Genomic DNA, 23,939 nt, shown 5'->3' with positions numbered 1-23,939 from the left:
AGGGTAGACGGGGGCTAGAGGTGCACGACGGGGCAGGTCAGGGTCCGGGTGATGCCGTCCACTTGCTGGACCTTGGCGACCACCATGCGGCCGAGTTCGTCGACCGTGTCCGCCTGGGCGCGCACGATGACATCGTAGGGTCCGGTCACGTCCTCGGCCTGGATCACTCCTGGGATCTTGGCGATCAGCTCGGCGACGGTCGACGCTTTGCCGACCTCTGTTTGGATCAGGATGTACGCCTGTACCACGGAACCTCCAGGGCGGCCACGAGGATCATGTGGGGAGAAGGGACGCCACGGTACCGCGTCGCCGCTTCCCGCGGGGAGACCCGGGGGAGCTGTGGCGCGCACATCGCGGTGGACGGGCAACAGAAGTTGACGGTCATATCGACCGTACCTATGACAGTGACGGCTCGCGACCGCAAGCCGAGCAGCGTGAAAGGGCATGGTGAGTCCCGGTGAAGGGAACCGTCGGCGAGTTGGGGGAGTTCGGGCTCATCAGGGAACTCACCTCTCGGCTCACCACCACCCCGGCCGTCCGGCTCGGCCCGGGTGATGACGCCGCCGTCGTGTCGGCCCCCGACCGCAGGGTCGTGGCGAGCACCGACATCCTCCTCGAGGGGCGGCACTTCCGCCGCGACTGGTCGACCGCGTACGACGTGGGCCGCAAGGCAGCCGCACAGAACCTCGCGGACATCGCCGCCATGGGCGCCGTGCCGACCGCGCTCCTCCTCGGCCTGGTCGTGCCCGCCGAACTCCCCGCCAGCTGGCCCACCGAGCTCATGGACGGCCTGCGGGACGAATGCCAGGTCGCGGGAGCGGCCGTCGTGGGCGGCGATGTCGTACGCGGTGACACGATCACCGTCGCGATCACCGCGCTCGGCGATCTGCGCAACCACGAGCCCGTCACGCGCGCGGGCGCGCAGCCCGGCGATGTCGTCGCCGTCACCGGCTGGTTGGGCTGGTCCGCGGCCGGGCACGCGGTGCTCTCGCGCGGCTTCCGCTCGCCCCGCGCCTTCGTGGAGGCCCACCGCAGGCCCGAACCGCCGTACCACGCGGGTCCCGCGGCGGCAGGCCTCGGCGCGACCTCGATGACGGACGTGAGCGACGGTCTCATCGCCGACCTCGGCCACATCGCCGATGCGAGCAAGGTGCGCATCGACATCCGCTCCGGCGACGTCGACGTGCCCTCCCAGATGAACGACATCGGCCAGGCCGTCGGCGTCGACCCGCTGCAGTGGGTCCTCAACGGCGGCGAGGATCACGCGATCGTGGCGACGTTCCCGCCGGACGTGAAGCTGCCCGCCCGCTGGAAGGTCATCGGCGAGGTCCTCAACCCCTCCGCCCTGCCCCAGGTGACGGTCGACGGGGCGCCCTGGACCAGCAAGGGCTGGGACCACTTCGGCGACAACGGCGACATGGAGTGACCGACGCGCCGCCCCGCGTCCTGACCGGCGCCGGGTCCGACTCCGGCGGCGGCGCGGGCATCCAGAACTCCCTCGGCGTGCAAGGCGCTTGGGAGCTTCCGGTGGAGGCGGTGCCCTGTAGGCACACGCATGCGGGCACACGAAAGAGCCGGTCCCCTCGGGGGACCGGCTCTTTCAGCAACCAGCTAGGTGGCCGCGCAGCGGGGCATCCCCTGCTCATCAAGAGCTCGGGGAATTGCGTCAGCGCGAGACCTTGCCGGCCTTGATGCACGAGGTGCAGGCGTTGAGCCGCTTCGGCGTCCCGCTGACCACGGCACGAACGCGCTGGATGTTCGGGTTCCAGCGACGGGACGTACGGCGGTGAGAGTGCGAGATGTTGTTGCCGAAGCTCGGCCCCTTGCCACAGACGTCGCAGTTGGCAGCCACGGGTCACTCCAAGACTTCAGATGCACTTACGGGTAATCCCGGCATGCCGGGATCAGTGCAATGATCGTGGGTGGCGTTGCCAGGAGGAATGGCCCGATGTTTGTCGGGCAACCGGAGCAGCATACAACGACTGCTTCGGTAGAACGAAACTACCATGTCTCGCCCCGGCCCCGCCCCGGGCCTTTCGCCCTTCCCGGTCTACGCTGCGTCCATTCCGGATGCCCTTAGGAGGCGAGCAGGTGCCGCAGAACCTCGACGCCGTCGCGGTGCGCGCCTGGTGCGGCCTCGCCCTGGACGCCCTGGGAGGGGCCCGCGAGGAGATCGACGCGATCAACGTCTATCCGGTCGCGGACGGGGACACCGGAACGAACCTCTATCTGACCGTGGAATCGGCGTCCCAGGCGGTCGACGCGGCCTTCACGGGCCTGGACCCGACCCACCCCACCCTGGCCGAGGCCGTGCGGGCGATGGCGCACGGCGCGCTGATCGGGGCCCGCGGGAACTCCGGGACGATCCTGTCGCAGCTGCTGCGGGGCATGGCACAGGTCCTCGGCGCCGACCATGACACTGATCACGCCGGCGGCCGGGCGCTCGCTCTCGCGCTGCGCCGGGCCGCCGAGTCGGCCTACCAGGCGGTGGCGCATCCCGTCGAGGGCACGGTCCTGACGGTGGCCACCGCCGCCGCCGACGCCGCTTCGGGTGAGGACGGCGACTGCGGGGCGGTGGCGCGGGCCGCGTACGACGGTGCGTGCCGGGCCCTGGACGCGACGCCGGGGCAGCTCGCGGCGCTCGGCCGTGCGGGAGTGGTGGACGCCGGGGGGCGCGGGCTCGTGGCGGTGCTCGGGGCGCTCGTAGGGGCCCTGTCGGGTGAGACGGTGCCGCGGAGGGCCGCGTCCCCGCTGCTGAGGGCCGCTGAGGCCGCGGACGGTGCGCTCGGCGACGTGGACGCCGTCGAGTGCCAGGACGTCCCGGCCGGTGCCGCGGCCCCCGCCTTCGAGGTCATCTACCTCCTGGAGGCCGACGACACGGCCGTGGCGCGGCTGCGGACTCGGCTGGACGGGCTCGGGGACTCCCTCGTGGTCGTCGGCGGCGACGGACTGTGGAACGTCCACGTCCATGTGAACGACGCCGGTGCGGCGGTCGAGGCGGGCGTCGAGGCAGGGCGGCCCCACCGCATCCGCATCACCCACTTCGGGGTGGGCGACGCGCACACCGCGGGCGCCGCGCAGCCGCCCCGGGAGCGGGTGCAGCGCGGGATCGTCGCCGTCGTACCGGGAGAGGGGCTCGCGGGGCTCTACTCCGAAGCCGGGGCGACCACCGTGCCCACGCGCCCCGGGGAGCCGCCCGCCAGCGGAGAGCTCGTCGACGCGATCCGGCGGGCCCACGCGCGCGAGGTGGTGCTCCTGCCGAACGACGCCGAGCTGCGCCACACGGCTGCCGCCGCCGCGGAACAGGCCCGCAGCGAAGGGGTGCGGGTCGCGCTGATCCCCACCCGGTCCGCGGTCCAGGGCATCGCGGCGCTCGCCGTGCACGAGCCGGACCGCCGCTTCGACGAGGACGTCGTCGCGATGACCTCGGCGGCCGGCGCGACGCGGTACGCCGAACTGGCCGTCGCCGAGCGGCAGTCGTGGACCATGGCGGGCATCTGCCAGGCCGGCGACGTCCTCGGCATGATCGACGGCGATGTCGCGCTGATCGGCGACGACACCACGCGCACCGCACGGTCCGTCCTCGACCGGATGCTGGCCGCGGGCGGCGAGATGGTCACGCTGGTGCTCGGCGACGGCGTGCCGGACAGCCTCGGCGACGACCTGGAGAAGCATGTGCGCGAGGTGCATCTGGCGGTCGACACGGTGGTCTACCGCGGTGGACGCCAGTCGGCGCTGCTGCTGATCGGCGTGGAATAGCAGGTGCCTTCGGCATCCCTGACCAGCGGATTTCGGGGACGTACGCGGAAATGTCAGTGGCGTGGTGTGCAATGGATCTCGTGCCCGCGCTCGAAGAACCCCTGAAGAAAGTGGTCGGTCCCGCCACCGCGAAGGTGATGGCCGAGCACCTCGACCTGCACACCGTCGGCGATCTGCTGCACCACTATCCGCGGAAGTACGCGGAGCGGGGCGAGCTCACACGCCTCGCCGACCTGCCGCTGGACGAGCACGTCACGGTGGTCGCCCAGGTCGCGACGGCGCGCATCCTGACGTTCAACGGCGGCAGGGGCCAGCGCCTCGAAGTGACCATCACCGACGGCAGCGGCCAGCTTCAGCTGGTCTTCTTCGGCCGCGGCATCCACAAGCCGCACAAGGACCTGCTGCCCGGCACGCGCGCGATGTTCGCGGGCAAGGCATCGGTCTTCAACCGCAAGATGCAGCTCGCGCACCCGGCGTACGAACTCCTCAAGGGCGACCCCGACACCCCCGGCAGCGCCGAGGAGGCCGTGGACTCCTGGGCGGGCGCCCTCATCCCGATCTACCCCGCCACCGCCAAGCTGGAGTCCTGGAAGATCGCCAAGTCCGTCGACGCGGTCCTGCCCAGCGCCCAGGAGGCCGTCGACCCGCTGCCGCCGAGCCTGCGTGACGGGCGGGCACTGATCCCGCTCCCCGAAGCGCTCCTGAAGATCCACCGCCCGCACACGAAGGCGGACATCGCATCGGCCCGCGACCGCCTGAAGTGGGACGAGGCCTTCGTCCTCCAGGTGGCCCTGGCCAGACGCCGGTACGCGGACGCGCAACTCCCCGCGATCGCCCGCCGCCCGCGCGAGGGCGGCCTGCTCGACGCCTTCGACGCCAAGCTGCCCTTTACCCTCACCGAGGGCCAGGAGAAGGTCTCCAAGGAAATCTTCGACGACCTCGCCACCGAGCACCCGATGCACCGCCTCCTCCAGGGAGAAGTCGGATCGGGCAAGACGATGGTCGCCCTGCGTGCCATGCTCGCCGTCGTCGACGCGGGCGGGCAGGCCGCGATGCTCGCGCCCACCGAGGTCCTCGCCCAGCAGCACCACCGCTCCATCACCGAGATGATGGGCGAGCTGGCCGAGGGGGGCATGCTCGGCGGTTCGGACCAGGGCACCAAGGTCACGCTGCTCACCGGCTCCATGGGGATGGCGGCGCGGCGTCAGGCCCTGCTGGACCTGGTCACCGGGGAGGCCGGGATCGTCATCGGCACGCATGCGCTGATCGAGGACAAGGTGCAGTTCCACGACCTGGGCCTGGTCGTCGTCGACGAACAGCACCGCTTCGGGGTCGAGCAGCGCGACGCCCTGCGCGGCAAGGGCAAGCAGCCTCCGCACCTGCTCGTCATGACGGCCACGCCCATTCCGCGCACGGTCGCGATGACCGTCTTCGGCGACCTGGAGACCTCGGTCCTCGACCAGCTCCCCGCGGGGCGTTCGCCGATCGCCAGCCATGTCGTCCCGGCCGAGGACAAGCCCCACTTCCTGGCGCGCGCGTGGGAGCGCGTGCGCGAGGAGGTCGAGAACGGCCATCAGGCGTATGTGGTGTGCCCGCGCATCGGCGATGAGGAGGAGGACCCGAAGAAGGCCAAGAAGAAGGCCGAGGAGGAGGCGACCGCCGAGAAGCGGCCCCCGCTGGCCGTCATCGAGGTCGCCGAGCAGCTGGCCAAGGGCCCCCTCCAAGGCCTCAAGGTCGAGGTCCTGCACGGCCGCATGCAGCCGGACGACAAGGACGCGGTGATGCGCCGCTTCGCCGCGGGCGAGACCCAGGTCCTGGTGGCGACGACGGTCATCGAGGTCGGCGTGAACGTCCCGAACGCCACCGCCATGGTGATCATGGACGCCGACCGCTTCGGCGTATCGCAGCTGCACCAGCTGCGCGGCCGCGTCGGCCGTGGCTCGGCCCCCGGCCTCTGCCTCCTGGTCACCGACATGCCCGAGGCGAGCCCCGCCCGCGCGCGCCTGGGAGCCGTGGCCGCGACGCTGGACGGCTTCGAGCTCTCCCGGATCGACCTGGAGCAGCGCCGCGAGGGCGACGTGCTGGGCCAGGCGCAGTCCGGTGTCCGCTCCAGCCTGCGCATGCTCGCGGTCATCGAGGACGAGGAGATCATCGCCGAGGCCCGCGAGGAGGCCGTCGCCGTGGTCTCCAAGGACCCGGATCTGGAGCACCTGCCCGAGCTGCGCACCGCCCTGGACGCCCTCCTGGACGACGAGCGCGAGCGCTACCTCGACAAGGGGTGACAAGGGGCGACAAGGGCTGACAGGCAGGAGCGGCCCAGGGGCTGAGAGACTGAGGCCGGATCTTCCCGCACGTTCGTTCACCGACAAGGACTCAGATGACCCGCGTGATCGCCGGTGTGGCCGGCGGACGTCGCCTCGCCGTTCCGCCAGGAACCGGCACTCGGCCCACGACCGACCGCGCACGCGAGGGCCTGTTCTCCACCTGGCAGGCCCTGCAGGGCACGCTGGACGGGTCCCGCGTCCTCGACCTGTACGCCGGGTCCGGAGCCATCGGCCTCGAAGCGCTCTCGCGCGGCGCCGGTCACGCCCTGCTCGTCGAGGCCGACGCCCGCGCGGTGCGCACGGTCCGGGAGAACGTGAAGTCGATCGGCCTGCCCGGCGCCGAGGTCAGGGCGGGCAAAGCGGCACAGATCGTGCAGGGCGGCGCCCCCACGACCCCGTACGACCTGGTCTTTCTCGACCCTCCGTACGTCGTCACCGATGACGATCTTCGGGAGATCCTGCTCACACTCCGCGCGGGGGGCTGGCTCACGGACGATGCGCTCGTCACCGTTGAACGCAGTACCAGAGGCGGAGAATTCTGCTGGCCCGACGGCTTCGAGGCACTGAGGTCCCGTCGCTACGGCGAAGGCACGTTTTGGTACGGTCGCGCCGCCTCTACGTGCGACGACTCAGTGATCGCGCCATGACCGGACCGGAGAGCGAGGGACTTCAGTTGCGCCGCGCCGTCTGTCCGGGGTCATTCGACCCCATCACCAATGGACACCTCGACATCATCGCCCGCGCCTCCAAGCTGTACGACGTGGTGCACGTCGCGGTGATGATCAATCAGTCGAAGAAGGGCCTGTTCGAGATCGACGAGCGGATCGAGCTGATCCGTGAGGTCACCGCCGACTTCGGGAACGTCGAGGTCGAGGCCTTCCACGGCCTTCTCGTCGACTTCTGCAAGCAGCGCGACATCCCGGCCATCGTCAAGGGTCTTCGCGCGGTCAGCGATTTCGACTACGAACTGCAGATGGCCCAGATGAACAACGGCCTCTCGGGCGTCGAGACCCTCTTCGTGCCCACGAACCCCACCTACAGTTTCCTGTCCTCCTCGCTGGTCAAGGAGGTCGCCGCCTGGGGCGGCGACGTGGCCCACCTGCTGCCGCCGGTGGTCCACGAGGCGCTGGTGGAGCGCATCGGCAAGAAGTGACGGGCCGCCGGGCGTACTGACAGTCCGTCACCCGGTGTCGGACGGCGGCCGACTGGCCTTACAGTCGTGCCGTCCGTCTCCAACCAGCTGTAGAGAGTGGCGAGCACACGGTGGACGTGCAGAAGAAGATCGATGAGATCGTCGACGCGGTCGGCAGTGCCCGGTCCATGCCGATGTCGGCCTCGTGCGTGGTCAACCGCGCCGATCTGCTGTCGATGCTCGAAGAGGTGCGCCAGGCGCTGCCCGGCTCCCTCGCCCAGGCCCAGGAGCTCATCGGCGGCCGCGAGCAGCTGGTCGAGCAGGCCCGCCAGGAGGCGGACCGGATCATCGAGACCGCGCACGCCGAGCGGGGTTCGCTGATCTCCGACACGGAGGTCGCCCGCAACTCCCAGGGCGAGGCCGAGCGCATCCTCGCCGAGGCCCGGCAGGCCGCCGAAGAGGTCCGTGTCGAGGCCGACGACTACGTGGACAGCAAGCTGGCCAACTTCGAGGTCGTCCTCACCAAGACCCTCGGCTCCGTCGGCCGCGGCCGCGAGAAGCTCCTCGGCACCGGCCCCGGCCTCGACGAGCAGGGTTACGAGGACGAGGACGCCCCGCAGCGCAGCCACGACCCCGAGACGCTGCGCCGGGACGCGGACGCGTACGTCGACGCCAAGCTCGGCGCCTTCGAGGCGGTCCTCGCCAAGACCCTGGAGGCGGTCGGCCGCGGCCGCCAGACCCTGCACGGCCGGGCGCCCGCCGACGACCTCGCGGGTCTCGCCGACGGCCTGGGCCCCCAGGCGCACACCACGGACGCCGAGTACCTGGCTGGCCTCACCGACCCCGCCGCGGCTGCCGTGGCTCCCGCTCCCGTGGCCCCGCAGCCGCCCCAGGCGGCTCCGCAGATCCCGGAGCAGCAGCCGTACGCCCCGCCCCAGCAGGAGCCGGACCCGTACGCCTACCAGCAGCAGGACCAGTACGCCTACCAGCAGCAGTACGCCCAGCAGGACCCGTACGGCTATCAGCAGGACCAGTACGGATACCCGCAGCAGGGGTACGACCAGACCCAGCAGCAGGGGTACGGCGAGCCGCAACAGCAGCAGCATCACCCGGCCCCCGGCGTGCTCGACGAGACCAGTCTTTTCGACACCGGCATGATCACGGCGGAGCAGCTGCGCCAGTACGAACAGGGCCGCTGACGCCCGGCCCGCGGTCCTTCCGGGACCGGATTGGGCCGAGAGCGAAAGGTCCAGTATCCTGGCTCTTCGGTCGCGCGTACGTCCGCGATCCAGGCTGCCCGGCTAGTGAGCACAGCTCACGACGGGGGCGGCCCTCCTTGAACTTCCAGGATTCGAAAGCAGGAAAAGCCCTGAGTGCTCACCTTGACCACCGCAACCCTCTCGTGTTCGACACACACGAGCTGGGTCGGCGTCCCGGTGCGCTGCAGCGGCTGACCCGTGACGTCGAGGCCCCCGGTTCTCCGGGTGCCTTCGGCATCGACGGGGTCATCGGAGTGCCGGAAGGCGCCCCGGTCGAGCTGAAGATCCGCCTTGAGTCGGTCATGGACGGGGTGCTTGTCACAGGTACCGCCCGTGCGTCGGCCGAGGGGGAGTGCGTAAGGTGTCTGGAGCCGCTGAAGCTTGACGTGGACGCGGACTTCCAGGAGATGTTCTCGTACCCTGACGCCGACGACCGGGGCCGCACCGCGGAACCGGCCGACGACGCCGAGGACGACGAGGACAGGCTCTATCTCGAGGACGGCTTGTTCGACCTCGAGCCCGTGCTGCGTGACGCGGTAGTGCTCGCACTGCCGATGCAGCCGGTGTGCCGGGACGACTGTCCGGGCCTGTGTTCCCAGTGCGGGGCACGGCTCGCGGACGACCCGGACCACCACCATGATGCCGTCGACATTCGTTGGGCGGCACTGCAGGGACTCGCCGGGACCATCCAGGACGGCGAGAAGGACGACGTGAGCGGCGCCGAAGCCGGCGTCGACGAGAAGCAGGAGAAGTAGCCGTGGCTGTTCCGAAGCGGAAGATGTCGCGCAGCAACACGCGCCACCGCCGGTCGCAGTGGAAGGCTGCGGTCCCCACCCTGGTTGCGTGCGAGCGCTGCCACGAGCCGAAGCTGCAGCACATCGCGTGCCCCAGCTGCGGCACGTACAACAAGCGCCAGGTCCTCGAGGTCTGAGCGGCTGGTGAGAGGCACCGTGTCTAGCCACAAGATGGCGGAAGACGCCAACGCTGAAAAGGCTGCAAACGCCAAGAAGCAGGCGGAAAACACGGCCTCGTCCCACACGCTTTTGGAAGGGCGGCTCGGGTACAAACTCGAGTCCGCCCTTCTGGTGCGTGCACTGACCCACCGTTCGTACGCGTACGAGAACGGCGGTCTGCCGACGAATGAGCGGCTCGAGTTCCTCGGGGACTCGGTGCTCGGTCTGGTCGTCACGGACACGCTCTATCGCACCCACCCCGACCTGCCCGAAGGCCAGCTGGCCAAATTGCGGGCCGCGGTGGTCAATTCGCGTGCGCTGGCGGAGGTCAGTCGTGGCCTCGAACTCGGCTCCTTCATCCGGCTCGGCCGGGGCGAAGAGGGCACGGGTGGCCGGGACAAGGCATCCATCCTCGCCGACACCCTTGAAGCGGTGATCGGCGCGGTCTATCTGGACCAGGGTCTGGACGCGGCGGGCGAGCTGGTGCACCGGCTCTTCGACCCGCTGATCGAGAAGTCCTCGAACCTGGGCGCGGGCCTGGACTGGAAAACCAGCCTCCAGGAGCTCACCGCCACCGAGAGCCTCGGCGTTCCCGAGTATCTCGTCACGGAGAGCGGCCCGGACCACGAGAAGACCTTTACTGCTGCCGCCCGCGTCGGAGGCGTCTCGTACGGCACCGGCACCGGCCGCAGCAAGAAGGAAGCGGAGCAGCAGGCCGCGGAGTCCGCCTGGCGCGAGATCAGCGCTGCCGCGGCTGAGCGGATCAAGGCGGCGGAACTCGCCGCCGCTGCTCCTGCTACCGCTACCGCGCAGGTTGACGGGGGCGCCGAAGCCCCGTCGGCCTGACACGCTTTACTGGTTGGTGCCGGTCGCCCTTGGGGTGGCCGGCACCAAGCATTTCGCCGCTTCGCGGCATTCCTCCCGCCCGCTCGATCGCCCCGGAGTAGTCCATGCCCGAGCTGCCCGAGGTCGAAGTCGTCCGGCGCGGTCTTGAGCGGTGGGTGGCTCATCGCACCGTCGCCGACGTCGAGGTGCTGCATCCGCGTGCCGTGCGGCGGCATCTCGCGGGCGGCGACGATTTCGGGCTCCGCCTCAAGGGCCACCGGGTCGGTACGGCGATGCGCCGAGGGAAGTACCTCTGGCTGCCCGTCGAGGACGGCGACACCTCGATCCTCGCCCATCTGGGCATGAGCGGGCAGTTGCTCGTCCAGCCGCAGGAGGCGCCCGACGAGAAGCACCTGAGGATCCGGGTGCGGTTCGCCGACGAGCTCGGCACCGAGCTGCGCTTCGTCGACCAGCGGACCTTCGGCGGCCTCTCGCTGCACGAGAACACCCCGGACGGACTGCCGGACGTCATCGCGCACATCGCACGTGACCCGCTGGACGAGCTGTTCGACGACGCGGCCTTCCATGCCGCGCTGCGCCGCCGTCGTACGACGATCAAACGGGCCCTGCTCGACCAGTCGTTGATCAGCGGCGTCGGCAACATCTATGCGGACGAGGCCCTTTGGCGGTCGAAGCTGCACTACGAGCGCCCCACCGCCACCTTCACGCGCCCGCGCACGGCCCAACTCCTGGGCCACGTACGGGATGTGATGAATGCGGCCCTCGCCGTCGGCGGCACGAGCTTCGACAGCCTGTACGTGAACGTGAACGGCGAGTCCGGGTACTTCGAGCGGTCCCTCGACGCCTACGGGCGTGAGGACGAGCCGTGCCGTCGCTGCGGTACCGCGATGCGCCGGCGCCCCTGGATGAACCGCTCCAGCTACTTCTGCCCGCGCTGTCAGCGGCCGCCGGCCACCCTCTTGTCGTAGCGTTCGCGTGCTTCGAGTACGCCGTCCATCCGGCCCTCCACGAAGTGGATGAGGTTCATCAGGCGGTCGGCGATCTCCCGTCCCAGCGGGGTGAGCCGGTAGTCCACGCGCGGCGGGTTGGTGGGCTGCGCATCGCGGTGGACCAGGCCGTCGCGCTCCAGCGCGTGCAGCGTCTGGGACAGCATCTTCTCGCTCACGCCGTCGACCCGGCGGCGCAGTTCGTTGAAACGGAACGAGCCGTCGTGCAGCGCGCCCAGGGTGAGTGCGCCCCAGCGTCCGGTGACATGCTCCAGGGTGCCGCGGGAAACGCACTGCCTGGAGAACACGTCGAACGCGACCTCGGCCTGGGCCTGGTCCTGAGCGGTGGAATCCATGCGGACAGCATACTCCCGCACAGCGCTAACCCACGGGATGCGCTAACCAGAAGTTAGTGCACGCCCGGCTCGCGATCCGCTGTCCTAGAAGCCGAAGTCCTGCGTCCACCACGGGCCGCCCGGCGCGAAGTGCGCGCCGACGCCCAGGGTCTTGTAGTCGCAGTTCAGGATGTTGGCGCGGTGGCCGGGGCTGTTCATCCAGGCGTCCATCACGGACTGCGCGTTCGCCTGGCCCCGGGCGATGTTCTCGCCGCCCAGATCCGAGATCCCGGCCTTCTCCGCGCGGTCCCACGGGGTCGCGCCGTCCGGGTCGGTGTGGTCGAAGAAGTCGCGCTCGGCCATGTCCGAGCTGAAGTCCCCGGCCAGCGAGGCCAGCGCGGCGTCGCCGCTCACGGGGGAGCAGCCCACCTTGGCCCGCTCCTGGTTGACCAGGGTGAGCACCGTGGCCTCGGCCATGCTCTCGGCGGACGGCGACTTCGAGCCGGCCGCCGGCGGGGCCTTGGGTTTCTCGGACGGGGTGCGCGAGGGTCTCGGGGGCGTCGTCTTCTTCTTCTCGCCGGTCTCGGGCGCGGGCGCCTTGGACGACGGCTTCTTCGACGGCTCGGCCGAGGGCTTCTCGGCGGGCTGCGAGGGCGAGGAGGGGGCCGGGGCGTCGGGGCGGTCCGAGCCGCGGCTCGGCGGTGCCGTCTCGCGGTCGGCGGTGCCGGTGTCGCCGCCCTGGGGGGACACCTCGCTGGGGGAGCTGGCGGCGCGCACCTTGTTCGAGTCGCCACCGCCGCCCAGGGAGTAGTTGTCGGCGCCGGGAACCAGGCCGGAGGCGACCGCCACGGCACCCATCGCCACGGCTGCCGAGACCCCGAGCAGGCCGGTGCGCACCGGTGCGGCACGGCCCTTGCGGCGGTGCGACAGGGCGGCGGGGCGGGGCTCCGGGACGCCGGCGTGCCCGCCCGCGTATGTGTCGGAGGCCCCAGTGGCGCGGCCGGTGGCGGCTGCCCCTGCGCCGGAGCGTCGGTGGCGTCCCATCTCCTGGCCTTCCTCGTCCTCAGCGGTCAACGTGGCTCACCCATACGGGTGAGGCTCATCGTGTCGGGACTGTACGCGATGGCGCATGGGGACGAAGTGCTACGAGAGCAATTGGCCGGTTAGCGTGCACCCATGAACGAAGAAGTCAGAGTCACGGCCTGGGTGCGTGGCCAGGTGCAAGGCGTGGGATTCCGCTGGTTCACGCGGGCCAAGGCTCTGGAGATCGGGGGCCTGAGTGGTTTTGCTCTCAATCTGGAGGACGGCCGCGTGCAGGTCGTCGCCGAGGGTCCTCGCGCGGGCGCGCAGGGGCTGCTCGACTGGCTCCGCACGGGCGACACACCCGGCCGCGTCGACGGCGTCACTGAGATCTGGGACACTCCGCGCGGCATCTACGACACATTCGCGATTCGCTGACGGACACCGGTCGGCCGGACCCGCCCCAGTGGGGTATTGGCAACTGCCCGGGGCAGGAAAGGCCTGGTGGTTGCCAAGAACGGTCCGTCGTGGCAGGCTCCCAGGTGAACGATGATCGACACGCCCCCAGGGCCCCGCAGCAGAGGCAGCGCCGCCGTTCCGACGGCCGCAGGCCCCCGGGTTGCCCGCCAATACGGGGCGTGATCGTGTTGACCGTCAAACTTTTTGGTGAGACTCTGGAAGCCCCGCGCACCTTAGCTGTTTGGCATGTGAGAACGGCCAGCAAAACCCAGCACGAACAACGAGTGCCAAGCACCGCGGGTGCGATTCCCTCACGACCCACACCGCTTCGGTCGGTCACTCATTGTGGAGGACCATCCATCATGGCAAAGGCGCTTCTCGGTTACGTCGGCGGTTCCGACCCGCGACTTCTCGCCGAGATGCGACGGCTCCAGCAGCGCGTCCAAGACCTGGAATCTGAGCTCGTGAAGATCCAGGCCGAGAACGACGCACTCGCGGCTGCCGCTTCTCACGAATCGCTCCTGGAGAGCATCGACGTACCCCAGGCGGAGCCTGCGCTCACCTGACCACCACCTTCAGCAAGGCGCTCATCTCACACGACTACGCGTAACGCCTGACCGCGTCACGCACTCTTGGGTCGGTGGGATGCCTGTTAACGCACGTGGTCGGGCTGCCCATGTCAGCCGCTTGTCCAGATCTGCAAGGGACGCTTCGGCGTCCCTTCTTTCTTGTCGCCGTGCAGCCGTTTCCGTTACACCTGATGTGCCCTGCATGTTCCTGGGTGAAACGGTCAGTGAAAGGTAGAGTCCGGCGGCGTGCACCTCAAGGCCCTGACACTGCGCGGTTTCAAATCCTTCGCGTCGGCGACGACGCTGAAGTTCGAGCCGGGCATCACCTGCGTCGTCGGACCGAACGGCTCCGGCAAGTCCAACGTCGTGGACGCGCTGTCCTGGGTCATGGGCGAGCAGGGCGCCAAGTCGCTGCGCGGCGGCAAGATGGAGGACGTCATCTTCGCCGGCACGACCGGGCGCCCGCCGCTCGGCCGGGCCGAGGTGTCGCTCACCATCGACAACTCCGACGGCGCGCTGCCCATCGAGTACGCCGAAGTCACCATCACGCGCATCATGTTCCGCAACGGCGGCAGCGAGTACCAGATCAACGGGGACACCTGCCGCCTCCTGGACATCCAGGAGCTGCTCTCCGACTCCGGCATCGGGCGCGAGATGCACGTCATCGTCGGCCAGGGCCAGCTCGACGGCGTCCTGCACGCCGACCCCATGGGCCGCCGCGCCTTCATCGAGGAGGCCGCGGGCGTCCTCAAGCACCGCAAGCGCAAAGAGAAGGCCCTGCGCAAGCTCGACGCGATGCAGGCCAACCTCGCGCGCGTGCAGGACCTGACCGACGAACTCCGGCGTCAGCTCAAGCCCCTCGGCCGGCAGGCCGCCGTGGCACGCAGGGCCGCCGTCATCCAGGCCGATCTGCGCGATGCCCGCCTGCGGCTGCTCGCCGACGACCTCGTACGCCTGCGGGACGCGCTGCGGACCGAGGTCGCCGACGAGGCGGAGCTCAAGCGGCGCAAGGACACCGCCGAGGCCGCGCTGAAGAAGGCGCTCCAGCGGGAGGCCGAGCTGGAGGACGAGGTGCGCCGCATCACCCCGCGGCTCCAGCGGGCGCAGCAGACCTGGTACGAGCTGTCGCAGTTGGCCGAGCGGGTGCGCGGCACGGTGTCCCTGGCCGACGCCCGGGTCAAGAGCGCGACCGCGGCGCCCCCGGAGGAACGGCGCGGCCGTGACCCCGAGGACATGGAGCGCGAGGCCGCCCGGATCCGCGAGCAGGAGGCGGAGCTCGCCGCCGCCCTGGAGGCCGCGGAGCACGCCCTGGAGGACACGGTCGGCCACCGTGCCGATCTGGAGCGGGAGCTCGCGGTCGAGGAGCGCCGCCTCAAGGACGTGGCACGGGCCATCGCCGACCGGCGTGAAGGGCTCGCCCGGCTGCACGGCCAGGTCAACGCCGCGCGCTCGCGGGCGGGCTCCGCGCAGGCAGAGATCGACCGGCTCGCCGTGGCGCGTGACGAGGCGGGGGAGCGCGCGGTCGCCGCCCAGGAGGAGTACGAGCAGCTGAAGGCGGAGGTCGACGGGCTCGACGCCGGTGACGCGGAGCTCGGTGAACGGCACGACGAGGCGAAGCGTTCCCTCACCGAGGCCGAGGGTGCGCTGACCGCGGCCCGCGAGGCCGCCACCGCCGCCGAACGCAAGCGGGCCGCGGTCGCCGCCCGGCACGAGGCGCTCGCGCTCGGCCTGCGCCGCAAGGACGGTTCGGGGGCGCTGCTCGCCGCCAAGGACCGCCTCACGGGGCTCCTCGGTCCGGCGGCCGAGCTGCTCTCCGTCGCACCGGGGTACGAGGTCGCGATCGCGGCGGCGTTCGGCGCCGCGGCGGACGCGATCGCGGTGACCACACCGGCATCGGCGGCGGAAGCCATCCGGCTGCTGCGCAAGCAGGACGCGGGGCGGGCCGCGCTGCTGCTCACGGGGGCGCCCGGCGGGGAGAGCGACGTACGTACCGGTGGTTCTGAAGGGCCGCCCCTCGCCGCCGAGTTGGTGCGCGGTCCTGAGGATCTGATGCCCGCGGTGCGGCGGCTGCTGCGGGGCATCGTCGTCGTCGGCACCCTTGAGGACGCCGAGGACTTCGTCTACGCGCACCCGGAGCTCACCGCCGTCACCGCCGAAGGCGACCTGCTCGGGGCGCACTTCGCGCAGGGCGGTTCGGCCGGTGCGCCGAGCCTCCTCGAAGTGCAGGCATCCGTCGACGAGGCAGCCGCCGAGCTGGAGCAACTCGCCGCCCAGTGCGAGGAACTGGCCCGCGTACAGCAGGAGTGCGGTGAGCGCCGCAAGGAAGTCGCCGCGCTCGTCGAGGAGTTGGGGGAGCGCAGGCGCACCGCCGACCGGGAGAAGTCGGCCGTGGCCCAGCAGTTGGGCGCACTCGCCGGGCAGGCCCGTGGCGCCGCGGGCGAGGCCGAGCGCAGTGCCGCCGCCGCGGCCAAGGCGCAGGAGGCGCTGGACAAGGCGGTCGAGGACGCCGAGGAGCTGGCCGAGCGGCTCGCGGTGGCGGAGGAGGCTCCGGTCGAGGAGGAGCCCGACACCGGGGTGCGCGACCGGTTGGCCGCCGACGGGGCCAATGCCCGGCAGACCGAGATGGAGGCCAGGCTCCAGGTGCGTACGCACGAGGAGCGGGTCAAGGGCCTCGCGGGACGGGCCGACTCGCTCGACCGGGCCGCGCGCGCCGAACGCGAGGCACGCGCGCGTGCCGAGCAGCGCAAGGCCCGGATGCGGCACGAGGCCGCGGTCGCCGAGGCCGTCGCCCGTGGTGCGCGGCAGCTGCTCGCGCACGTCGAGGTCTCCCTCGTACGGGCGCAGGAGGAACGTGCCTCCGCCGAGCGTGCCAAGGAAGTGCGGGAGCGGGATCTGACCGCCGAGCGGGGCCAGGGGCGCGAGCTCAAGGCGGAGCTCGACACATTGACGGATTCAGTCCACCGCGGCGAGGTACTCGGTGCCGAGAAGCGGCTGCGGATCGAGCAGCTGGAGTCCAAGGCGCTGGAGGAACTCGGTGTGGAACCGGCAGGGCTCGTGTCCGACTACGGCCCCGACCAGCTCGTGCCGCCCTCCCCCGCGGCGGAGGGCGAGGAGCTCCCCGAGGACCCGGAGCACCCGCGCAACAGGCCCGTGCCGTACGTCCGCGGTGAGCAGGAGAAGCGGCTGAGGTCAGCCGAACGGGCGTACCAGCAGCTCGGGAAGGTGAACCCGCTGGCCCTTGAGGAGTTCGCCGCGCTTGAGGAGCGCCACAAGTTCCTGAGCGAGCAGCTGGAGGACCTGAAGAAGACGCGGGCCGACCTCCTGCAAGTGGTGAAGGAGGTCGACGAGCGCGTCGAGCAGGTGTTCACCGAGGCCTACCGGGACACGGCACGGGAGTTCGAAGGCGTCTTCTCGCGGCTCTTCCCGGGCGGCGACGGGCGGCTCATCCTGACCGACCCCGACAACATGCTCACCACGGGCGTGGATGTCGAGGCGCGTCCGCCGGGCAAGAAGGTCAAGCGGCTCTCGCTGCTCTCCGGCGGTGAGCGGTCGCTGACCGCCGTCGCGCTGCTCGTCTCGATCTTCAAGGCACGGCCGAGTCCCTTCTATGTGATGGACGAGGTGGAGGCCGCGCTCGACGACACCAACCTGCAGCGGCTCATCCGCATCATGGAGGAGCTGCAGGAGGCCTCGCAGCTCATCGTGATCACGCACCAGAAGCGGACGATGGAGGTCGCGGACGCCCTGTACGGCGTGTCCATGCAGGGCGACGGCGTCTCGAAGGTGATCAGTCAGCGGCTTCGGTAGCTCTTCACGGGCCGTCCGCATAACTTCAAGACTTGAACAAACCCTGCCTCGCGGGGACCTGAAATTCACAGGAACCCAGGTATTGACTTCGAAACTTGAAGGCATAGTCTCTGCAACGTTGCTTTTACTTTCAGGTGGTGGGCGGCGTGAAGTTGTGCGCCACTTGAAGTGCTCACCCCCACCCCCGGCGATGCTGCCGGTGGCCCGAGGAGTCCATGTGACCAGCACAACGAAGGCGCCGCAGCCCGGCCACGGCAGAGAGGCCCACCCGGACCATCTCGGCCATGTCATCTTCATTACGGCGGCAGCCGCGATGGGTGGCTTCCTTTTCGGTTACGACAGCTCGGTGATCAATGGCGCCACCGTCGCCATCCAGCACCGTTTCGACGTCGATGCCAACATGCTCGGCTGGATCATCGCCACCGCGCTGCTCGGCTGTGCCGTCGGTGCCGCGGTCGCCGGCCGCATCGCCGACCGCATCGGCCGCATCCGCTGCATGCAGATCGCCGCCGTCCTCTTCGCGGCGAGCGCCGTCGGATCGGCCCTGCCGTTCGCGGCCTGGGACCTGACGATGTGGCGCTTCATCGGCGGCATCGGCATCGGCATGGCGTCCGTCATCGGCCCGGCCTACATCGCCGAGGTCGCCCCGCCCGCCTACCGAGGCCGCCTCGCCTCCTTCCAGCAGGCCGCGATCGTCATCGGCATCGCCGTCTCCCAGCTGGTCAACTGGGGCATCCTGAACGTCGCCGACGGCGACCAGCGCGGCGAGCTCCTGGGCCTTGAGGCCTGGCAGCTGATGCTCGGCGTCATGGTCATCCCGGCCCTCCTCTACGGGCTGCTCTCCTTCGCCATCCCCGAGTCGCCGCGCTTCCTGATCTCGGTCGGCCGCAACGTCGAGGCGAAGAAGGTGCTCGGCGAGGTCGAGGGCACCAGCATCGACCTCGACGCGCGCGTCTCCGAGATCGAGGAGGGCATGCGCCGCGAGCACAAGTCCTCGTTCAAGGACCTGCTCGGCAAGGTCGGCTTCCTGCCGATCGTCTGGATCGGCATCGGCCTCTCGGTGTTCCAGCAGCTCGTCGGCATCAACGTGATCTTCTACTACTCGAACCAGCTGTGGCAGTCGATCGGCAAGGACCCGAGCAGCTCGTTCCTGTACTCGTTCGAGACGTCGATCGTGAACATCGTCGGCACGGTCATCGCGATGGTCTTCGTCGACCGCATCGGCCGCAAGCCGCTGGCCATCATCGGCTCCGCCGGCATGGCGCTCGCGCTCTTCACCTGCGCCTGGGCGTTCTCGTACCGCACCGGTTCCGGCGACAACGTCTCGCTGCCGAACGCGCAGGGCCTGACCGCGATCATCGCCGCCAACGCCTTCGTGCTCTTCTTCGCCCTCTCCTGGGGCGTGGTGGTCTGGGTGCTGCTCGGTGAGATCTTCCCGAACCGGATCCGCGCCGCCGCACTCGGTGTGGCCGCATCGGCCCAGTGGCTCGCGAACTTCGCGATCACCAAGACGTTCCCGAGCATGTCCGAGTGGAGCCTGACCGGCTCGTACATCATCTACGGTGCCTTCGCCGTGATCTCCATCCCCTTCGTCATGAAGTTCGTCAAGGAGACGAAGGGCAAGACCCTGGAGGAGATGGGCTAATCCCCGCTGCCCCTCCTCTGAGGAAGCTGCCCCGGTTCAAGGACCTATTCCTTGAGCCGGGGCAGTACGTTTTCGCAGAAGTGGTGCAGGCTGCGCCATCCCTCGTCGACCGGCATCCCGCCGGAGAGCGGGTGCAGCACGAGATTGGCGGCGCCGTCCTGCACGTACGCCACGCACTCGTCGGGCGTCAGGACGCGGTAGACGCCCTCGGCGCGCAGCTCCTCGACCGTGGTGGCGGCCGACTTCACGGCCGAGCGGATGTCCTTGGACTGCCAGGAGGCGTACGTACGGGCCTCGTGCAGGAAGTGCTCGCCGTGCTCGGCCCAGGTGCGGTCCGGGTCGTCCGCGATGTGCAGCAGCGGCGTCTCTGCGGCGGGCATCATGGTCCAGCCCTCGGTGCCGTACTCCGCGAGGCGCTCGTTGTAGTAGGCCTCGAGCTCCGGCAGATGGGCGCTGGGGAAGAACGGCAGGCCGAGCCGGGCCGCGCGGCGGGCAGCCGCCTGCGATGAGCCGCCGACCAGGAGCATCGGATGCGGCTGGGTGTACGGACGCGGGGTGACGCGCGCGGTGCGGCCGCGGAACTCGAACGGCTCGCCCGTCCACGCCTGCAACAGGGTCTCCAGGAGCTCGTCCTGGAGCTTTCCGCGCCGCTTCCAGTCGACGCCGAACGCCTCGTACTCCTCGGGCCGGTAGCCGATCCCCGCCACCGTGACGAGCCGGCCGCCGCTGAGCAGGTCGAGTACGGCGATGTCCTCGGCGAGCCGCAGCGGATCGTGCAGCGGGCCGATGATCGCGGAGACCGTGACCGCGATGCGCCGGGTCGCGCCGAAGACCGCGCCGGCGAAAGTGAAGGGCGAGGGCAGCCAGTTGTTGCCGACACCGTGGTGTTCCTCGGTCTGCACGGTGGAGATGCCCCGGTCATCCGCGTACGTGGACATCTCCAGGGCGGCCTTGTAGCGGTCGCTCAGTGAGCCTGGCGTCGCGTCCGGATCGACGAGGTTGAATCGTACGACTGTGACGGGCATGGAAAACGTCCCCCTTCACCGTGGGCGGGCGAAGAGGGACGTTAGATGACGTCGTGTCAGATGGCCAGTGTCCGGGGGCAGTTGCTCCGGATCAGGCCGAGACCAGCTCGGTCTCGCCCTCGCCGTTGCCCTTCGGGCTCTCTGGGGTCACGGCGGCCGGGGTCCTCGGAAGAACCGCGTACAGGGCGGCGGCGATGAGGATCGTGGCGAGCCAGCCCAGGCCGTTGCGGCCGATCCAGGAGGTGGCGAGCGGGCCGCTGAACCAGTCGACCTTCGTGAAGAGCAGGCCCATCACCAGGGCGATCGCCCACGCGGTCATGGCCTGCCAGGCGAAGCCCGCCTTGTACCAGTAGGCACTGGTGCGCTTGGTGTCCATCAGCGCCTCGGCGTCGTACGTCTTCCTGCTCAGCATGTCGACGCCGAAGACGCCGATCCAGGCGGAGAACGCGACCGCGAGCAGCGTCAGGAAGGAGATGAACGAACCGATGAAGCTGGTGGCCACGTTCATCAGGAGGTAGCCGAAGACCAGGCTGATGAGGGCGTTGATGGAGACGGCCCACGCGCGCGGGACCTTGATGCCGAGCGTCATCGCGGTGAAGCCCGCGGAGTACATCGACATCGAGTTGATCAGCAGCATGCCGATCACGGCCATCACGAGGTACGGCACCGCGATCCACGTCGGCAGGAGCTGACCGAGGAAGGAGACCGGGTCCGAGGCCCTGGACAGGCCCGGCGTGCTGACCGCCATGACGGCGCCCATCAGAACCATGGGGACGACGACGATGCCGGCGCCGCCGATCGCGTTGCCCACCAGGGCCTTGCCGGAGGCGTTGCGCGGGAGGTAGCGCGTGAAGTCGGGGCCCGTGGGGACCCAGCTGATGCCGCCCGCGGCGATCACGCCGATGCCCGCGACCATGGCCGCGGTGGAGCCCGCGGACTGCGAGAAGACGTCCGACCAGGGGGTGTTGGCCACCAGGTAGACAAGCACGAGGACGCTGAACGCGCCGAAGAGGTACGTCGCCCACGTGTTGCAGACGTGCAGCACCTTGCGGCCCAGGCCGCTGATGACGAACGTGCAGGCGACGAAGGCGATCAGCGTCACGACCGTCAGCCACTTGCTGGACTTCACGCCGAAGCAGATGTCCAGGACGGTGATGATCGCGTACGCGCCCGTGACGGCGTTGATCGTCTCCCAGCCCCAGCGGGCGACCCAGATCAGCACGCCCGGGAAGAGGTTGCCGCGCTGGCCGAAGACCGCGCGCGAGAGCGTCATGCCGGGGGAGCCGCCGCGCTTGCCCGCGACGGAGATCAGACCGACCAGGCCGTAGCTGAGAAGCGGTGAGACGAGGGCGACCACCAGGGCCTGCCAGAAGTTCAGGCCGTTCGTCACGATGAGGCCCGCGCCCATGGTGAGCAGCAGGACGCTGATGTTGGCCGCCACCCAGGTGGGGAACAGCTCGCGGGTCCGGCCGGTGCGCTCGGAGTCGGGGACGGGCTCGAGGCCGCGTGTCTCCAGGGCGCCTTCGTTTTCGGCGGTGGTGCTCATGGGGTGGGGTCCGTGCCTCTCGCTCGGATCGCAACGCCGCGATCCGTCCGTGGGGGTGATCGGGTTGGACTCTACGCGCGTTGATGCGGAGAGCTCCATCGTACTTTAGTCCGAGTAGTGCCCTCTATGAGCTTATGTTCTTTGGAGGAAGCTACAGCTTGAGCCCCTGTTGCCCCCATGGCTGATACTGGGTGAGTTATGGAAATCGTCATCCTTGCTGTAGTCATCGCCGTGGTCGTGATCGGCGCGCTCGGCGGGCTCGTGATCGGCAGCCGCAAGAAGAAGCAGCTGCCGCCGCAGGCCCCGTCGTCGACGCCCACCATCACCGCCCCTCCGGCCGAGCCGCACGTCGGCGACGAGGCCGAGACGCCGCGCGACGAACCGCGCCGCACGATCGAGGAGGTGGAACTCCCGCTCGCCGAGCCGTCGGCGTCGGCCCCCGCGGTCGTCGAGGAACCGGCCGCCCCGGAGATCGAGACCCCGGAGCCCACGGCAGGTCGCCTGGTCCGGCTGCGCTCGCGCCTCTCGCGCTCGCAGAACGCACTCGGCAAGGGGCTGCTCACGCTCCTCTCCCGTGAGCACCTCGACGAGGACACGTGGGAGGAGATCGAGGACACGCTCCTCACCGCCGATGTCGGCGTCGCCCCCACCCAGGAACTGGTCGAGAGGCTCCGCGAGCGCGTCCGCGTGCTCGGCACCCGCACCCCGGTCGAGCTGCGCGCGCTGTTGCGCGAGGAGCTCCTCACGCTCCTCGGCACGGACTTCGACCGCGCCGTGAAGACCGAGTCGGGCCTGGAGACGCCCGGCATCGTGATGGTCGTCGGCGTGAACGGCACCGGCAAGACCACCACCACCGGCAAGCTCGCCCGCGTCCTGGTCGCCGACGGCCGCTCCGTGGTCCTCGGCGCGGCGGACACGTTCCGCGCGGCCGCCGCCGACCAGCTGCAGACCTGGGGCGATCGCGTCGGCGCACGCACGGTCCGCGGCCCCGAGGGCGGCGACCCGGCGTCGATCGCCTTCGACGCGGTCAAGGAAGGCATCGCGGAGGGCGCCGACGTCGTCCTCATCGACACCGCGGGGCGCCTGCACACCAAGACCGGCCTGATGGACGAGCTCGGCAAGGTCAAGCGCGTCGTCGAGAAGCACGCGCCGCTGGACGAGGTGCTGCTCGTCCTGGACGCCACGACCGGGCAGAACGGCCTGGTGCAGGCGCGGGTCTTCGCCGAGGTGGTGGACATCACCGGCATCGTCCTGACGAAGCTGGACGGCACGGCCAAGGGCGGCATCGTCGTCGCGGTCCAGCGCGAGCTGGGCGTGCCGGTGAAGCTGATCGGCCTCGGCGAGGGCGCGGACGACCTGGCGCCGTTCGAGCCCGAGGCATTCGTGGACGCGCTCATCGGCGAGTAGGCAGCTGCCTACTCGCCGCGCGCGTTCTTGCTCGCCGCACGCGTCGTCGCCGTACGGGTTCTTGCCGTGCGCGAAGAAATGCCCCACCCCGGGGTGCAGCCGGGGTGGGGCATTTCCGTGTGCGGGCGGCTACTACGCCGGTGAGCGGTGCGCCACGTACGCCAGGGTTCCCAGGACGAGCCTTGCCTGCGGGGGATGGGTCGCCGAGTCCAGGTCCGGGGGGCGGAGCCAGCGGACCGGGCCGAGGCCCCCGCGGTCGGACGGCGGGGCGGTGACGTGCGTGCCCGGACCCAGGCCGTGCAGGTCGATGCCGGCGTCGTCCCAGCCCATGCGGTAGAGCAGCTGGGGGAGTTCGGCGGCGGCGCCGGGGGCGACGAAGAAGTGCGCGCGGCCGTCGGGCGTCGCCGCCACCGGGCCCAGCGGCAGGCCCATGCGCTCCAGGCGGACCAGCGCCCTGCGTCCGGCGGCCTCGGCCACCTCGATGACGTCGAAGGCGCGGCCCACGGGCAGCAGGACGGCGGCGCCGGGGAACTGCGCCCAGGCCTCGCTCACTTCGTCGAGCGTCGCCCCGGCGGGGACCTCGGGGGCGAACTCCAGGGGGTGGGCGCCGGGGGCCGCACAGGCGGCCGTGCCGCAGGAGCAGTGGCCGTCCAGGGCGCGAGCACCGGGGACCGCGGTCCATCCCCACAGTCCGGTGTACTCGGCCACCGCGGTGCAGTCCGACGTGCGGCCGCGCCGCCGTGAACCGGTGCGAGGCTTGTCGGTTCCCCGGATGCCGCCGATCGTGAAGCCCATGCCCCCTCCAACGGGTCGAGCGCGGTGTGGTTACGTGACGGAATCGGATCGTGACCCTGTGTTTTTGTGCGG

22 protein-coding genes are annotated in these 23,939 nt (G+C 70.3%); 15 read left to right on the top strand and 7 right to left on the bottom strand.

Features of this window, described 5'->3' with window-relative positions; all coding sequences use genetic code 11:
• Positions 1-14 precede the first annotated feature (14 nt).
• A complete protein-coding gene (locus OG302_RS13100; protein ID WP_351165332.1) occupies positions 15-248 on the bottom strand; it encodes an Lrp/AsnC ligand binding domain-containing protein in 234 nt (77 codons plus the stop codon).
• A gap of 209 nt (positions 249-457) precedes the next feature.
• Between OG302_RS13100 and OG302_RS13095 the strand changes: the two genes are divergently transcribed.
• Positions 458-1,426 (top strand): thiamine-phosphate kinase, encoded by a 969-nt coding sequence (locus tag OG302_RS13095; RefSeq protein WP_371526955.1) that lies wholly within the window; start codon positions 458-460, stop codon positions 1,424-1,426.
• Between the two features lie 240 nt (positions 1,427-1,666).
• Here the strand turns inward: OG302_RS13095 and rpmB are convergent, their stop codons facing one another.
• Positions 1,667-1,852: a 50S ribosomal protein L28 gene (rpmB, locus tag OG302_RS13090; RefSeq protein ID WP_160507429.1), complete on the bottom strand. Its 186-nt coding sequence runs from the start codon at positions 1,850-1,852 to the stop codon at positions 1,667-1,669.
• Positions 1,853-2,070: 218 nt separating this feature from the next.
• Between rpmB and OG302_RS13085 the strand changes: the two genes are divergently transcribed.
• The 9 genes from OG302_RS13085 (at position 2,071) to mutM (ending at position 11,241) form a co-directional block, all read left to right on the top strand.
• Positions 2,071-3,759: a DAK2 domain-containing protein gene (locus tag OG302_RS13085; protein ID WP_371526954.1), complete on the top strand. Its 1,689-nt coding sequence runs from the start codon at positions 2,071-2,073 to the stop codon at positions 3,757-3,759.
• Between the two features lie 71 nt (positions 3,760-3,830).
• Positions 3,831-6,041, top strand: coding sequence for an ATP-dependent DNA helicase RecG (gene recG / locus OG302_RS13080; protein WP_371526953.1), 2,211 nt, complete (start codon positions 3,831-3,833; stop codon positions 6,039-6,041).
• 95 nt (positions 6,042-6,136) lie between these two features.
• Complete coding sequence (gene rsmD / locus OG302_RS13075; protein ID WP_371526952.1) at positions 6,137-6,730, top strand: 16S rRNA (guanine(966)-N(2))-methyltransferase RsmD; 594 nt, start codon at positions 6,137-6,139, stop codon at positions 6,728-6,730.
• A 26-nt stretch (positions 6,731-6,756) separates the two neighbouring features.
• Complete coding sequence (gene coaD / locus OG302_RS13070) at positions 6,757-7,236, top strand: pantetheine-phosphate adenylyltransferase (protein ID WP_371750107.1); 480 nt, start codon at positions 6,757-6,759, stop codon at positions 7,234-7,236.
• Between the two features lie 110 nt (positions 7,237-7,346).
• Positions 7,347-8,414 (top strand): cell division initiation protein, encoded by a 1,068-nt coding sequence (locus OG302_RS13065; RefSeq protein ID WP_371526951.1) that lies wholly within the window; start codon positions 7,347-7,349, stop codon positions 8,412-8,414.
• A 170-nt stretch (positions 8,415-8,584) separates the two neighbouring features.
• Complete coding sequence (locus OG302_RS13060) at positions 8,585-9,229, top strand: DUF177 domain-containing protein (protein WP_371750106.1); 645 nt, start codon at positions 8,585-8,587, stop codon at positions 9,227-9,229.
• 2 nt (positions 9,230-9,231) lie between these two features.
• Positions 9,232-9,405, top strand: coding sequence for a 50S ribosomal protein L32 (rpmF, locus tag OG302_RS13055; protein ID WP_007493396.1), 174 nt, complete (start codon positions 9,232-9,234; stop codon positions 9,403-9,405).
• Positions 9,406-9,412: 7 nt separating this feature from the next.
• Positions 9,413-10,273, top strand: a complete 861-nt coding sequence (rnc, locus tag OG302_RS13050) for a ribonuclease III (protein WP_371526950.1) — start codon at positions 9,413-9,415, stop codon at positions 10,271-10,273.
• A 104-nt stretch (positions 10,274-10,377) separates the two neighbouring features.
• A complete protein-coding gene (gene mutM, locus OG302_RS13045) occupies positions 10,378-11,241 on the top strand; it encodes a bifunctional DNA-formamidopyrimidine glycosylase/DNA-(apurinic or apyrimidinic site) lyase (RefSeq protein WP_371526949.1) in 864 nt (287 codons plus the stop codon).
• Here the strand turns inward: mutM and OG302_RS13040 are convergent.
• On the bottom strand, positions 11,211-11,615 hold the full coding sequence (locus OG302_RS13040) for a winged helix-turn-helix transcriptional regulator (RefSeq protein WP_371526948.1): 405 nt from the start codon (positions 11,613-11,615) through the stop codon (positions 11,211-11,213). The two genes, mutM and OG302_RS13040, sit on opposite strands and share 31 nt — an antisense overlap.
• 84 nt (positions 11,616-11,699) lie before the next feature.
• The gene (locus OG302_RS13035) at positions 11,700-12,638 is read right to left on the bottom strand and encodes a CAP domain-containing protein (RefSeq protein ID WP_371750105.1); all 939 of its coding nucleotides are present in this window, start codon (positions 12,636-12,638) and stop codon (positions 11,700-11,702) included.
• 132 nt (positions 12,639-12,770) lie between these two features.
• Here OG302_RS13035 and OG302_RS13030 point away from each other — a divergent pair, with 132 nt between their 5' ends.
• From OG302_RS13030 to OG302_RS13015, 4 genes are all read left to right on the top strand, one after another.
• The gene (locus OG302_RS13030) at positions 12,771-13,052 is read left to right on the top strand and encodes an acylphosphatase (protein ID WP_361838089.1); all 282 of its coding nucleotides are present in this window, start codon (positions 12,771-12,773) and stop codon (positions 13,050-13,052) included.
• A gap of 383 nt (positions 13,053-13,435) precedes the next feature.
• On the top strand, positions 13,436-13,639 hold the full coding sequence (locus tag OG302_RS13025; protein WP_135333243.1) for a hypothetical protein: 204 nt from the start codon (positions 13,436-13,438) through the stop codon (positions 13,637-13,639).
• A gap of 249 nt (positions 13,640-13,888) precedes the next feature.
• Entirely contained in the window at positions 13,889-17,449 is a 3,561-nt protein-coding gene (gene smc / locus OG302_RS13020; protein WP_371526947.1) for a chromosome segregation protein SMC, read from the top strand.
• A gap of 217 nt (positions 17,450-17,666) precedes the next feature.
• On the top strand, positions 17,667-19,094 hold the full coding sequence (locus tag OG302_RS13015) for a sugar porter family MFS transporter (protein WP_371526946.1): 1,428 nt from the start codon (positions 17,667-17,669) through the stop codon (positions 19,092-19,094).
• A 44-nt stretch (positions 19,095-19,138) separates the two neighbouring features.
• Here OG302_RS13015 and OG302_RS13010 read toward each other — a convergent pair whose 3' ends face one another.
• Positions 19,139-20,119 carry an LLM class flavin-dependent oxidoreductase gene (locus tag OG302_RS13010; RefSeq protein ID WP_371526945.1) on the bottom strand — a complete coding sequence of 327 codons (981 nt, stop codon included), beginning with the start codon at positions 20,117-20,119 and terminating at the stop codon, positions 19,139-19,141.
• 91 nt (positions 20,120-20,210) lie between these two features.
• On the bottom strand, positions 20,211-21,665 hold the full coding sequence (locus tag OG302_RS13005; RefSeq protein ID WP_371526944.1) for a cytosine permease: 1,455 nt from the start codon (positions 21,663-21,665) through the stop codon (positions 20,211-20,213).
• A gap of 198 nt (positions 21,666-21,863) precedes the next feature.
• Between OG302_RS13005 and ftsY the strand changes: the two genes are divergently transcribed.
• Positions 21,864-23,072 (top strand): signal recognition particle-docking protein FtsY, encoded by a 1,209-nt coding sequence (ftsY, locus tag OG302_RS13000; RefSeq protein WP_371526943.1) that lies wholly within the window; start codon positions 21,864-21,866, stop codon positions 23,070-23,072.
• 132 nt (positions 23,073-23,204) lie between these two features.
• On the opposite strand, the gene OG302_RS12995 is transcribed toward ftsY, so the two are convergent.
• A complete protein-coding gene (locus OG302_RS12995; protein ID WP_371526942.1) occupies positions 23,205-23,867 on the bottom strand; it encodes a bifunctional DNA primase/polymerase in 663 nt (220 codons plus the stop codon).
• Positions 23,868-23,939 lie beyond the last annotated feature (72 nt).

Source organism: Streptomyces sp. NBC_01283 (assembly GCF_041435335.1).
Classification (GTDB): domain Bacteria; phylum Actinomycetota; class Actinomycetes; order Streptomycetales; family Streptomycetaceae; genus Streptomyces.
This window is presented reverse-complemented; position numbering and strand designations above follow the sequence as displayed.